Raw genomic sequence first — 13,322 nt, 5'->3', positions numbered from 1 at the left:
TGCGGTTCCGGCGGGAGCCGGCTCAGCTGAGGCGGTAGTCCACCACGAGCGGGGCGTGGTCGGAGAAGCGGGTGTCGTAGGAGGCGGCGCGGTCCACCGTGGCGCTCTGCGCGCGGGCGGCGAGGCCGGGGGTGGCCATGTGGTAGTCGATGCGCCACCCGGCGTCCGTGTCGAACGCCTTGCCACGGTAGGACCACCACGTGTAGGGCCCGGGCACGTCCCCGGCGAGGCTGCGGGCGACGTCCACGTAGCCCACCTCCCCGAAGAACCTGTCGAAGTACGCCCGCTCCTCGGGCAGGAATCCCGCGTTCTTGACGTTGCCCTTCCAGTTCTTGATGTCCCGCTCGGTGTGGCCCACGTTGAGGTCCCCCACCACGAGGGCGTGGTCGCTCCCGCCCGCGATCTCCGGCAGCCGGGTGAGCATGGCGTCCATGAAGCGGTACTTGTCCGCCTGCTTGGGCGTGTCCACCTCGCCGGAGTGCACGTACGCGGAGACCAGGGTGAGGGTCTCGCCGCTGGGCAGCGTCACGTCGTTCTCGATCCAGCGCCCGGAGTCGTCGAAGTACTCCTCGCCGATCCCCACGCGGGAGGCGGTGGGCAGCAGCGCGCCGTCGAACGCGTCGCGGCGGGTGGCGATCGCCACGCCCGCGCGGCCCTTCGCCGCAGCCTCCGCGTGGCGGACGTCCCAGACGTCCTCGTCCAGCAGCTCGCGCGTGATCTTGTCCGGAGCCCGCACCTCCTGCAGGCACAGCAGGTCCACCTCCCGGGGGGCCAGCCACTCGGCCATGCCGCGCCGGTACGCGGCCCGGATGCCGTTCACGTTCACCGTGGCGATGCGTATGCTCTGCCCTGACTGCGCCATGCGGGTGTGTCTCCTCGAAGTGTTCGTCGTGCGTGGGTCTCGCGAGAGCCCGTCTCCTGTTGCTGGTGGGGCGACGACGCCGCGCTGCCCCTGCCGCGGTCAGTCCACCACGGTACCGCTGACCGCGGTCCCGGAGTCCCTGAGGCTGCGCAGCCCGTTGGCCGCGGTGATGTCGATGGTCTCGAGCGCCCGGCCGATCTGCTCGGGCTCGGGCTCCGGGGAGGACAGCTGCTCCTTGACCACCTTGGACTGCACCAGGATCACCTGCATGCCGTGGGCGAGCTTCTCGTCCCGCAGGGACTGGCCGGGGCCCGCCGGGGCGGTGGCCGCCGGGGCCCTGCCGTGCTGGGCCTGGAACTGCTCCTGCGCCTGGCGCACCTGCTCCCGCCCGAAGCGGGCGGCCTTGCGCACCATGCTCAGCGCCCACACGGCCAGCATGAGCCACCCCAGGGCGATCCCGGCCAGGATCCAGCCCAGCAGCGAGTTGGAGTTGGCAGCCTGGATGAGGGCCACGGCGAAGATGACCACCAGCACGGCCAGGCCGATGATGGTCCCCCACAGGGCGGTGCGCCCCGAACGGGGAGCCCCGGTGGTGTCGGCGGGCTGGGTGGGCGAGGATCCGATCGGCTGCATGGGGCCATTGTCTCAAACCGTGCGGGGCGCACCGAATCGGCACCTGCCCCGGAGGCACCGCCACCCGCGCACCATCCCCGCCGGGCCGCAGCCACCACGACGACGCCGCCCGGTCGCCTCGTGCGGGAGGCGGCCGGGCGGCGTCGTCGGCGGGCGGATGGAGCGCCGGAGCCCTGCGGCGCCGCGGCTCAGTCCGCGGCGGCCACCCGGCGTTCACAGGATTCCACCACGTTGACGAGCAGCATGGCGCGCGTCATGGGGCCCACTCCCCCGGGGTTGGGGGACATCCAGGAGGCGCGCTCCGCGGCGGCGGGGTCGATGTCCCCGGTGAGCCGGCCCTTGCCCGTCTCCGGGTCCGGGACGCGGGAGACGCCCACGTCCAGCAGGACGGCCCCCGGCTTGACCTGCTCCGCCGTGACCATGTGCGGCTTGCCCGCCGCGGCGACCACCACGTCCGCCTGCGCGAGCAGCTCGGGCAGGTTGCGGGTGCCCGTGTGCGCCAGGACCACGGTGGCGTTGATCTCCCGGCGGGTCAGCAGCAGCCCCATGGGGCGCCCCACGGTGACCCCGCGCCCGATCACCAGCACGGTGCGGCCCGCCAGCTCCACGCCGTGGCGGGTGAGCAGCTCCACGATGCCGTTCGGGGTGCAGGGCAGCGGCGAGCTCATGGGCTCGCTCACGTTGAGGACCAGGCGCCCCAGGTTGGTGGGGTGCAGCCCGTCCGCGTCCTTGGCGGGGTCGATCCGCTCCAGGACCGCGTTCGTGTCCATGTGCTGGGGCAGCGGCAGCTGCACGATGTACCCGGTGCACTGCGGGTCCTCGTTGAGCTCGTCGATCACGCGCTCGAGCTCCTCCTGGGAGGCGTCCGCGGGCAGCTCCCTGCGGATCGAGGCAATGCCCACCTGCTCGCAGTCGCGGTGCTTGCCCGCGACGTAGGAGCGGGACCCGGGGTCGTCGCCCACGAGCACCGTGCCCAGCCCGGGCACGACGCCCCGCTCGCGCAGCCGGGCCACCCGCTCGGCGAGCTCCGCCTTGATCTGCCCGGCCGTGGCCTTGCCGTCGAGAACCTGAGCCGTCACCTCACCACTCCTCGAGGCCGGGGTACAGCGGGAACTGCTCCGTCAGCGCGTCCACGCGGGCACGCAGGGCGGAGATGTCCGCGCCCGGCTTCAGGGCCTCGGCGATGACGTCCGCGACCTCGGTGAACTCGTCCGCTCCGAAGCCGCGCGTGGCGAGCGCGGGCGTGCCGATGCGCAGACCCGAGGTGACCATGGGCGGACGGGGGTCCCACGGCACCGCGTTGCGGTTGACCGTGATCCCGGCCTGGTGCAGCAGGTCCTCGGCCTGCTTGCCGTCCAGCTCGGAGTCCCGCAGGTCCACGAGAGCGAGGTGAACGTCCGTGCCGCCCGTCAGCACGGAGACACCGCGCTCCGAGAGGTCCGCGGAGTTCAGCCGCTCGGCGAGGATCTGCGCACCCTCGATGGTGCGCCGCTGGCGCTCCTTGAAGCCCCCGGACGCCGCGATCCTGAACGCCACCGCCTTGCCCGCGATGGCGTGCATGAGCGGACCGCCCTGCTGGCCCGGGAACACGGCGGAGTCGATCTTCTTCTTGAGGTCCGCCTCGCACAGGATCACACCGGAGCGCGGACCCGCGAGAGTCTTGTGCACCGTGGAGGTGGTCACGTGGGCGTGGGGCACGGGGTTGGGGTGCAGCCCGGCGGCCACGAGGCCCGCGAAGTGCGCCATGTCCACCCACAGCTTGGCGCCCACCTCGTCCGCGATCGAGCGGAACGCCTCGAAGTCCAGCTGCCGGGAGTACGCGGACCAGCCGGCCACGATCACGTTCGGGCGCGCCTCGAGCGCCTGCTCGCGCACCTTGTCCATGTCGATCCGGTAGGTGTCCGGGTCCACCTCGTACGCGGCGATGTTGTAGAGCTTGCCGGACACGTTGATCTTCATGCCGTGCGTGAGGTGCCCGCCGTGGGCCAGGGAGAGGCCCATGAGCGTGTCGCCGGGCTGCATGAGCGCGGCCATCACCGCGGTGTTCGCCTGGGCACCGGAGTGCGGCTGGACGTTCGCGTGGTCCGCGCCGAAGAGCTCGCACGCCCTGTCGCGGGCCAGGTTCTCCACCACGTCCACGTACTCGCAGCCGCCGTAGTAGCGGCGCCCGGGGTAGCCCTCCGCGTACTTGTTCGTCAGCACCGAGCCCTGCGCCTCGAGCACCGCGCGCGGGGCGAAGTTCTCCGAGGCGATCATCTCCAGCGTGGAGCGCTGGCGTCCCAGCTCGTCCTGGATCGCCTGGGCGACGTCCGGGTCCACCTCAGAGAGCGGCTGGTTGGTCACAGATTCCGTCATGCTCCACCTTCTTCGTCCACGGTCGGTTCCCCCTCAGCATATCCAGGAACGGGGACCCCTCGTCCCGTGGATCACATCCGTCCCGTGCTGGTGCACCACCGGCTCCGTCGCGGCTCCTTGCCGGTCACCGCGGGGCCACGGCGTCCGGGGCGGCCGGTCGTGTCGTGGCCGGTGGTCGTCTACGGGTAACGTGTGTGCCCGAACCTCACGCGCGTGACGTGCTCACGCGTCGTCGACGCGCTGCAGGGCCGCCGCTCTCCCCGGGGAGACCGCGCAGCACCACCCGTTCCCGTCCCCTGTGCTAGGAGTTCCCGCGCCGTGAACGTTCTTCCCACCGCCCCGTTCACCGCCGCCATGCCCCGTGTGGAGGACGGCCGCGCGCCGTCCGAGCCGACGGATGTGCTGCGCACCCGCTACGCCGCCGTCATCTTCGACATGGACGGTGTGGTCACGGACACCGCGGGTGTGCACGCCCGGGCCTGGAAGAAGCTGTTCGACCAGCTGCTCGCGGATCCCCGCCTGGCTGCGGCAGACGAGGGGGTGGAGGTGGACCGCAGCCCGTTCGACATGGGCAACGAGTACCGCACCTACGTGGACGGCCGACGCCGCGAGGACGGCGTGCGCGCACTGCTCGCGGCCCGCGGGGCCGTCCTGCCCGAGGCGGGCGGCCAGGACGAGCCGCAGCCCGGGGACTGGACCGTGCAGGGCCAGGCCGGCGCCAAGGACGGCTACTTCCACGAGGAGCTCGCCGAGCACGGTGTGCGCGTGTTCGAGGGGACCGTGGCGATGATCGAGCGGCTGCGCGCGGGCGGCGTGCCCGTGGGCCTGGTGACCGCGAGCCGCAACAGCTCCGTGGTGCTCTCCGCCGCGGGTCTGCAGGACTCCTTCGACCGGGTCGTGGACGGCAACTGGGCCGCTGAGCACGGCCTGCCCGGCAAGCCCGCACCGGACACGTTCCACGAGTGCGCCCGGCTGCTGGACGTGGCCCCGGAGAACAGCGTGGTGGTCGAGGACGCCGTGGCCGGCGTGCAGGCCGGCGCCGCCGGGGGCTTCGGCCTGGTGGTGGGCATCAACCGGGACGGTGCCCGGGAGCGCCTCTACCGCGCCGGCGCCCACATGGTGCTCAACGACGTGGGGGAACTGGACCTCGGTGCCCGGCGGGACGATCCCTGGCGGCTCGTGTTCGACGGCTTCGACCCCGCCACCGAGGCCCGCCGCGAGGCGCTGCTCACCCTGGCCAACGGCTACATGGGTGTGCGCGGGGCCGCGTGCGAGTTCCCGGACAACGGCGTCCACTACCCCGGCACCTACCTGGCCGGTGTGTTCAACCGCGTGCTGAGCCACGTGAACGGCCGGGACGTGGAGCACGAGTCCATGGTCAACGCCCCCAACTGGCTGCACCTGGACCTGCGCTTCTCCGAGGGCCGCTGGTGGTCCGAGGGCGGGCTGCGCGCGAGCGACGAACGCGTGGAGCTGGACCTGCGCCGCGGCCTGCTGATCCGCACCCTCGTGCTCACCGATGCGGAGGCGGACCCGGAGTCCGGCGGGCCCGCCCGCTCCCTCGAGATCGAGCAGCGCCGCCTCGTGTCCCTGCGCCACCGCCACCTGGGCGCGCAGGAGACCAGGATCGTCGCGCGTGATGCGGGCGGTCGCCTGCACATCCGCACCGGCGTGGACCCGGCCGTGACCAACAGCGGCGTGGCGGAGTACCGGGAGCTGAACTCGCACCACCTGGCGCTGCTGGAGTCCACCACCCTGCCGGACGAGCACGAGACCCTGCTCTCGCTCGTGCGCACCTCCCAGTCCAAGATCGAGATCGCGATGGCCCAGCGCACGCGCATCGAGGCCGAGGGCCCCGTGACCGAGCGCCGCGAGGTGCGCCCCGGCGGCATCGAGTTCCGGCGCCACACCGTGCAGCTCGAGCCCTGGAGCCCGGTGCTGGTGGACAGCACCACCGCCGTGGTCACGAGCCGGGACGCCGCGATCGGCTCTCCCCGGGACGGTGCGCTGGCCGAGCTCAACCGCTCCCCGTTCGGCGTGCGCAAGCTGCTCGCGTCCCACGAGATCGAGTGGGCCCGCCTCTGGGACCGCTACGAGGTCACACTGGAGTCCGCGGAGGACACCCCCGAGCACCTGAGCACCCAGCTGGCGGTGCGGACCCACCTCTTCCACGCCGCGCAGACGCTCGCTCCCCACCTGACCCTGCGCGACGCCGGTGTCCCCGCCCGCGGTCTGCACGGCGAGGGCTACCGGGGGCACATCTTCTGGGACGAGCTGTTCATCCTGCCGGTCATCAACATGCGCCAGCCCCAGGTGACACGGTCCCTGCTGTCCTACCGCTGGCGGCGCCTGTCCATGGCCCACCAGCGCGCCCAGGAGATCGGCCTCTACGGTGCGGCCTTCCCGTGGCAGTCCGGCTCGGACGGCCGCGAGGAGACCCCGCCCGAGCTGTACAACCACCACTCCCGCCGGTGGCTGCCGGACAACTCGTGGCGGCAGTTCCACGTGGGGCTCGCCATCGCCTACAACGCGTGGGTCTACTACGAGTCCACGGGTGACATGGACTGGCTCTCGGGCCAGGGCGCGGAGCTGATCATCGGCATCACCCGGCTGTTCGCCTCCCTGGCGGAGTACGACTCCCACGACGGCAGGTACCACATCGCGGGTGTCATGGGCCCGGACGAGTACCACGACGGGCCTGCGGGCCAGCACGGCGGAGGGCTCGAGGACAACGCGTACACGAACGTCCTGGCCTCGTGGCTGTTCCGCCACTCCGCGCACATCTTCAACGACATGGTGGAGCACCAGCGCGAGTACCTGGAGTCCCGCTTCGAGATCTCCCCGCAGGAGGTCCAGACGTGGTTGAACATGGCCAAGAACATGTACGTGCCGTTCAACGCGGACGGCACGATCGCCCAGTTCGAGGGCTACGACGACCTCGCCGAGCTCGACTGGGACTTCTACCGGACCAAGTACCGCAACATCGGCCGCCTGGACCTGCTCCTCGAGAACGAGGGGGACCTGACCAACAACTACAAGCTGTCCAAGCAGGCGGACACCATCATGCTGGTCTACCTGCTCGGTCCCGACGGCGTGGTGGAGGAGCTCGCCCGGATGGGCTACACCACGGACGTGGACGCCGTGCAGCGCACCGTGGACCACTACATCGCCCGCTCCTCCAACGGCTCGTCCCTGTCCAGGGTGGTCAACGCCGCCGTGCTCGCGTGGCTGGACCCGGACCGTTCGTGGGGCTCGTTCCAGGACGCGCTGATGATCGACATGGACGACACGCAGGGCGGTACCACGGGCGAGGGCATCCACCTGGGGGCCATGGCCGGGTCCGTGGACGTGGTCACCCGCGCGTACGCCGGACTTCGCGTGCGCGGGCAGTGGCTCGAGTTCCAGCCCGCGCTGCCCCGGGAGATCGAGGCCGTGGACTTCACCGTGCTGTACTACGGCCAGGTCATCGAGGTCTCGCTGGACCACGACATCCTGGAGCTCGAGGGCAGTTCCGTGAAGGCGGACCCCGTGACCATCCACGTCAACGGCGCCGAGTACGTGCTCAAGGGCGGACAGAAGATCTCCGTGGCACTGCGCCACCGCGCGTCCCGCCACCCGGAGAAGGCCACCGCGGCACTGCGGCGCCGCTTCATCTCGGACGTCGGCGAGCTCTGAGCCCCGTGGGCGACGCCGCCCTGCCGGGCACGGCGTCGCCCGCACCACCCGGGACGCGGCCCCACTAGGCTGTGCTCCATGACACACGACACGACCGCCCCGAACCCCTCCCGCGAACCGCTCGTCCTCTCCTACGATCAGCGCAGACCCGTGGTGTCGGAGACGGCCTTCGTGGCCCCGAACGCCACGATCGTGGGGGACGTCTCGGTGGGTGCGGGCGCGGGGATCTTCTACGGCGCCGTCGTGCGCGGGGACCGTTCCCCGCTGCGCGTGGGAGCCAACTCCAACCTGCAGGACAACGTGACGGTGCACTCGGACCCCGAGCACCCCACCACCATCGGTGAGCGTGTGAGCGTGGGCCACGGAGCGGTGGTCCACGGCTGCACCCTCGAGGACGATGTCCTGGTGGGCATGAACGCCACCGTGCTCAACGGCGCCGTGGTGGGCAGCGGCAGCCTGGTGGCCGCGGGCACCGTGGTGCTGGAGGCCACCGTGGTGCCGCCGGGTTCTCTCGTGGCCGGGGTGCCGGGCACGGTCCGCCGCGAGCTCACCGGGGAGGAGCGCCGCGCGGTGAGCCGCAACGCGCAGCACTACATCGAGCTCTCCCGGGAGCACCGCGCGCTGAACTCCTGAGCCTCGCACGGGAACGGCCCGGACTCCACGAGTCCGGGCCGTTCCTCCGTGCGGGGGGTCAGTGGAAGAAGTGCCGCGCCCCGGTCACGTACATGGTCACGCCCGCCGCCTGCGCGGCCGCGACGACCTCCTCGTCGCGGATGGAACCGCCGGGCTGGACCACGGCGCGCACACCGGCATCCAGCAGCACCTGCAGCCCGTCCGCGAACGGGAAGAACGCGTCCGACGCCGCCACGGCACCGTGGGCGCGCTGCGCACCGTCCTCGGCGAGCGTGTTGGCGCGCTCCACGGACAGTCGGCACGAGTCCACGCGGTTGACCTGGCCCATGCCGATGCCCACGGAGGCGCCGTCGTGCGCGAGCAGGATCGCGTTGGACTTCACCGCCCGCAGCGAGCGCCACGCGAACTCGAGGTCCGCGAGCGTCTTCTCGTCCGCTGGCTCCCCGGCCACGAGCGTCCAGTGGGCGGGGTCGTCGCCCTCGGTGTCCAGGCGGTCCGCCTGCTGGAACAGGGCGCCTCCGGAAACCCCCCGGTACTCCAGGGGGTCGCGCTCGAAGCCCTCGGGCAGGGCGAGCAGCCGGATGTTCTTCTTGGCCTGCAGGATCTCCAGCGCCTCGGGCTCGAACTCCGGCGCCACGACCACCTCGGTGAAGACGGGCTGGAGATTGCGGGCCATCTGGGCGGTGACCGGCCGGTTGGCCGCGACCACTCCTCCGTAGGCGGAGAGCGGGTCGCACGCGTGGGCCTTGAGGTGCGCGTCCGCGATCGGGTCCGACGCACCGGGGGTGGCCACGGCCACACCGCACGGGTTGTTGTGCTTGACCACGGCCACGGCGGGCTGCTCGTAGTCGAAGGCGGCGCGCACGGCCGCGTCCGCGTCCACGTAGTTGTTGTAGGACATGGCCTTGCCGTGCAGCTGCTCGGCCTGGGCGATCCCGGGGGCCGCGGCGTCGTCGGTGTAGAGCGCGGCCTTCTGATGGGGGTTCTCGCCGTAGCGCAGGGACTCCGCGCGCTGGAAGGCGAGCCCGGCGTACGGGGGCCAGAAGCTGGCCTCGGGGTCATGCTCGAACTGCTGGGCCGTCCACGTGGCCACCGCGGTGTCGTACGCGGCGGTGTGGGCGAAGGCGGCTGCGGCGAGCCTCTGCCGTGCCGCGAGGTCGTAGCCGCCGTCGTGGGCGGCCCGCACCACGTCCGGGTAGCCCGCGGGGTCCACCACCACGGACACCGCCGCGTGGTTCTTCGCGGCGGCGCGCACCATGGAGGGCCCGCCGATGTCGATCTGCTCCACGACGTCGTCCCGCGCGGCGCCCGAGCGCACGGTCTCCTGGAACGGGTAGAGGTTCACCACCACCAGGTCGAACGGGTCGATGCCCAGCTCGTCCAGCTGCGCCACGTGCTCGGGCCTGCGGCGGTCCGCCAGGATCCCGGCGTGAACGCGGGGGTGCAGAGTTTTGACCCGGCCGTCCAGGCACTCCTGGAACCCGGTGACGTCCGCGACCTCGGTGACGGGGACTCCTGCGGCCTGGATGGTCCTGGCCGTGGTGCCGGTGGAGACGATGTCCACCCCGGCGTCGTGCAGGCCTCGTGCGAGGTCCTCCAGACCAGTCTTGTCGTACACGGAGATCAGGGCGCGTTTCAGCGGCACACGGTTCAGGTCGGAAGTGTTCACGGACTCTCCAGGAAGACGTGGGGACGTGTGGTCCGGCGCTGCCCGCCGAGGACCTCCCGGGCCCGTGCGGGGACCGGGAGCGCGGCCTCTCGGGTGCCGCTCACCGCACCCGTCGTCCGGGGACGACGACGCGGGTGCGCGGCAGCGCAGCGCCCTCGCCAGTCTACGGCCGGGCCTTTCGGACGGCGGCCCGTGCGTCACCCGGGGACGCGGCCCGCTGCCGCCCCAGGGCGTCCAGGGTGTCCACGAGCAGCTGCCGCTCTGCGGTCTTGATCCGCTCGTGCAGGCTCTCCTCGGTGTCCTGCGCCCCGATGGGCACGGCCACCTGCGCGAGGATCGGGCCCGCGTCCACGTCCGGGACCACCTCGTGCACCGTGGCACCGGTGATCTTCACCCCGTGGGCCAGGGCGTCCCGGACGGCGTGCGCCCCGGGGAACGAGGGCAGCAGGGACGGGTGGGTGTTGACGATGCGCCCGGGGAACGCGGCCACGAAGTCCGCGTCCACGATCCGCATGAAGCCCGCGAAGACCACGCGGTCGGGGCGGCGCGCGGCCACCTCCCGTTCCAGCGCGCGGTTCCACTGCGCCCGGTCCGCGTGCTCGCCGGGCGCCACCACGAAGGTCTCGATGCCCGCGGCCTCGGCGCGCCGCAGGCCCTCGCACGGCCGGTCCGCCCCCACGGCCGCGATCTCCACCGGGGACTCGCCGTGGTGGAGGGCGTCGATCATCGCCTGCAGATTCGTGCCGGAACCGGACACCAGGACCACTGTGCGCATGGGCCCATGCTAGCCGTGGCGGCGGCCCGTCCGGGCGCGGTCCGCCCGCCGGGAGGCCCGGCCCGTCTCGCCTAGAGTGGTGGCCATGCAGGACTCCCACGACCGTGCTACGCCGCCCCACGATCCGACGCCCGGCGCCCCGCGCTCCGGGAAGCCCTCCCACCCCCGCGGCGGGAACGACGCCGCCCGGGTCCGGTTCGCCGCCGTGGCCGCCGGTCTCGCGGTCCTGGCCTCCGCCCTCGTGAACAGGGACGTGCTCGCCACGTGGCTGGGCGTCGCCCTGGCCGTGGCCGGGGTGGTCATGGGCATCGTGGCCCTCGTCCGCGCCCGCGGGGCCACGTCACGGGGCCTCGTCATCGCCCTCGGGGTGATCGCCGTCCTGTGGGGCAGCCTCAACACCCTGGGCGGGGCCAGCCGTCTGCTCGTGTGGCCCGCCACGCAGGCCTACCAGGAGTGCACCAACGGCGCACTGACCCTCGCATCCCAGCAGCACTGCCAGCAGCAGCTCAACGACAACGTCTTCAACCAAGTGGGCGGGCGGCCCCTGGAGACCGGCGGCCCCTCCGCGGACCCCACGGCCGCGGAGTCCTCGAGTGCCTCCCCCGGTGCCTCCGGCAGCGAGAGCCCGTCCGGAACCGGCAGTGCGAGCCCCTCCCGAGCAGCCTCCACGGGGGCGTCCGCTCCCGCCTCGGCATCCCCCAGCGGGAGCACCACGCCCTCGCGCTGAACTGGCCGGGCGGACGCCACCCGCCCCGGGCCGCCGTCGCTCAGCGCTCGTTCTCGCGGTCCAGCGCCGCCAGCCGCGCCGCCTTGCGCTTCGCGGAGCGCCGCTCCGCACGACGTCGCCTGGCCTCCTCCCGCCGGGAGAGCCCGTGCCCCGTGCCCGGCTCTTCGGCAGCGGGACGCGTCAGCCGCGTGGAGCCGGAACCCCGCGGGCCAACGGAGAGGGGCCTGACCCCTCCGGTCCTGGCGGACCCGGAGGTCTCGGCGCCACGGCTCGCGCGGGTCGGCTCCGGTGCGGAGAGCTCTCCTGCGGCGGCACCCGCCCCGGGCGAGCGCGACGGCTCCACGCGGACGGCAGCGGGCGCCGTCTCCTCCCGGGACGTGCGCCCACCGGCGGCGTGCGCGGCCACGGGCGGCGCGGCGTCGTCGTCGGAGTCCTGCCACGTGTGGGAGCGGTAGCCCTCGCGCTCGAGCCACGGCCCCACGAGGTAGCCCACCGCCGCACCCACGGCGAGTTCGGCGCCCAGCCACAGGAACACCTCCCCGGCGTGGGGACCGATGTCCGTGAGCCGGCCGATGCCGAGCGAGCCGTGGGACAGCCACGTCAGCACCGCGACGATGCCGGAGCCGACCGCGGCGATGAACACCACGGTGAGAAGGGTGGAGAGCAGGAACGTGAACCAGCGCAGGGGCAGGCGGATGGCCATCCAGTCGTCCAGGTGGTTCTCCCCCTCGCGGCAGAACCACCAGCCCGCGAGCAGCCCGGCGAGCACGGGCAGCGCGAGAACGGCGGGCGCGAAGGTCCACGGGTCACCGGCGGGCAGAGCCGCGAGGGCGGGGAACTGCGGCAGCGGGCCCATTGTGGTCTGGAACGGCGACGTGAGGGTCCCGGACCCCACCGCGAAGCCGGCGCCGGAGGCCCACGCGAGGGCCCAGAGCACCATGTTGGGGAGGAAGCCGAACTGCAGGGCGGTGAGCGCAGTGTCCCCCGCGGTCCCCGTGCCGAGATCCTGGTACACGGTCACGATGCCGCCCCAGTTCCCCGCGAGCGCCACGACGAGCAGCAGCGCACCTCCCGCCACGGCCGCGGCGGCCGCGAGGGATCCCGCGCGGATCACGGCCCACACGTAGGAGCCCGCCCAGCGCGAGTACTGGCTCGTGCGCTGCAGCCAGGAGGCGGCATCCGTCCCGAGGACCGCTGCCAGCGAGCGCGAGACGCTCCAGCCGCCCACGAGTGCCCCCAGGCCCACGGGCAGCAGGGAGCACAGTGCCGCGGAGAGCAGGTCCACGGACACCTGGTCCGTGCGGGAGACCAGTGCCACCACCGCGGCGAGGAGCGCGTACGCCACCATGCCCGCGCAGAACGGCACGAGGAACTGCCCGCGCCAGCAGGCCCGCGCGATCCGCCGCCCGGCGACCACGGCGAGCGCAAACGGGATCAGCGTGAGACCGAGCGGCACCAGGGTGACGGTGCCACCGCCGTCCAGGGGCAACCCCTCGGCGGCCCGCACGTCCAGGGGCGTGCCGTGCGCAAGCAGCCAGCCGAGCCCGGCCAGCCGGAGGCTGCCGCCGGCGCCGAGCGTCGCGAAGCCCCCGGCCACCCAGACCGCGCCCAGCAGCAGAGCGCCGAGCAGCAGGCCCACCAGACCCACCGCGAGCATCTCGACGACGCCCTGCAGGGCCAGGGGCATGGGCAGCCCCGCGTCGTCGCGCTGCACCGCGGGGGGCTTCGCGGCGGGAGACGTCGCGGTGGCGGGCTGCGTGACGGAGCGTCGCGCCCCGGCGCCCCGTGCGCCGTCGTCCCCCCTGCCGAAATCCCCCGTACTGGAGCCTGGTGCGCCGCCCGGGGGGAGCCGTCCGGGTTCCCGCCGGTCGTCTGGGGCGGAACCGTCCGCGGCGGAGGAGCCGCGCGCTCGCCATCGGTCGCGTACGCCCGTGATCGCACCGGGCACTGAGGGAAGTTTCATCACGCTCATCTTTCCACGTCCGGGCGGCCG

At 72.9% G+C, this 13,322-nt stretch carries 10 protein-coding genes; 3 read left to right on the top strand and 7 right to left on the bottom strand.

What is annotated here, in order from left to right:
* Window positions 1-22 precede the first annotated feature (22 nt).
* The 4 genes from EAE32_RS08610 to glyA all read right to left on the bottom strand — a co-directional run bounded on the left by EAE32_RS08610 (window position 23) and on the right by glyA (window position 3,850).
* The gene (locus EAE32_RS08610; RefSeq protein ID WP_121864884.1) at window positions 23-862 is read right to left on the bottom strand and encodes an exodeoxyribonuclease III; all 840 of its coding nucleotides are present in this window, start codon (window positions 860-862) and stop codon (window positions 23-25) included.
* A 99-nt stretch (window positions 863-961) separates the two neighbouring features.
* Window positions 962-1,495: a hypothetical protein gene (locus EAE32_RS08605; protein ID WP_121845524.1), complete on the bottom strand. Its 534-nt coding sequence runs from the start codon at window positions 1,493-1,495 to the stop codon at window positions 962-964.
* A gap of 188 nt (window positions 1,496-1,683) precedes the next feature.
* Entirely contained in the window at window positions 1,684-2,574 is an 891-nt protein-coding gene (locus EAE32_RS08600) for a bifunctional methylenetetrahydrofolate dehydrogenase/methenyltetrahydrofolate cyclohydrolase (protein WP_121864883.1), read from the bottom strand.
* 1 nt (window position 2,575) lies between these two features.
* Window positions 2,576-3,850 (bottom strand): serine hydroxymethyltransferase, encoded by a 1,275-nt coding sequence (gene glyA / locus EAE32_RS08595; protein WP_121864882.1) that lies wholly within the window; start codon window positions 3,848-3,850, stop codon window positions 2,576-2,578.
* Between the two features lie 318 nt (window positions 3,851-4,168).
* Between glyA and EAE32_RS08590 the strand changes: the two genes are divergently transcribed.
* Both EAE32_RS08590 and EAE32_RS08585 read left to right on the top strand, forming a co-directional pair.
* Window positions 4,169-7,525, top strand: coding sequence for a beta-phosphoglucomutase family hydrolase (locus tag EAE32_RS08590; protein ID WP_121864881.1), 3,357 nt, complete (start codon window positions 4,169-4,171; stop codon window positions 7,523-7,525).
* 78 nt (window positions 7,526-7,603) lie between these two features.
* Window positions 7,604-8,158 (top strand): gamma carbonic anhydrase family protein, encoded by a 555-nt coding sequence (locus EAE32_RS08585; protein ID WP_121864880.1) that lies wholly within the window; start codon window positions 7,604-7,606, stop codon window positions 8,156-8,158.
* 58 nt (window positions 8,159-8,216) lie between these two features.
* Here EAE32_RS08585 and purH read toward each other — a convergent pair whose 3' ends face one another.
* The gene (gene purH / locus EAE32_RS08580) at window positions 8,217-9,827 is read right to left on the bottom strand and encodes a bifunctional phosphoribosylaminoimidazolecarboxamide formyltransferase/IMP cyclohydrolase (protein ID WP_121864879.1); all 1,611 of its coding nucleotides are present in this window, start codon (window positions 9,825-9,827) and stop codon (window positions 8,217-8,219) included.
* Between the two features lie 163 nt (window positions 9,828-9,990).
* Window positions 9,991-10,602 (bottom strand): phosphoribosylglycinamide formyltransferase, encoded by a 612-nt coding sequence (purN, locus tag EAE32_RS08575; RefSeq protein WP_121845518.1) that lies wholly within the window; start codon window positions 10,600-10,602, stop codon window positions 9,991-9,993.
* An 85-nt stretch (window positions 10,603-10,687) separates the two neighbouring features.
* Between purN and EAE32_RS08570 the strand changes: the two genes are divergently transcribed.
* Entirely contained in the window at window positions 10,688-11,329 is a 642-nt protein-coding gene (locus EAE32_RS08570; RefSeq protein WP_124035171.1) for a hypothetical protein, read from the top strand.
* A 40-nt stretch (window positions 11,330-11,369) separates the two neighbouring features.
* Here the strand turns inward: EAE32_RS08570 and EAE32_RS08565 are convergent, their stop codons facing one another.
* Complete coding sequence (locus EAE32_RS08565; RefSeq protein ID WP_424321738.1) at window positions 11,370-13,292, bottom strand: cell division protein PerM; 1,923 nt, start codon at window positions 13,290-13,292, stop codon at window positions 11,370-11,372.
* Window positions 13,293-13,322: the final 30 nt, after the last annotated feature.

Origin of the sequence: Kocuria tytonicola (genome assembly GCF_003687175.1) — a bacterium.
Taxonomy (GTDB): Bacteria; Actinomycetota; Actinomycetes; order Actinomycetales; family Micrococcaceae; genus Kocuria; species Kocuria tytonicola.
This window is presented reverse-complemented; position numbering and strand designations above follow the sequence as displayed.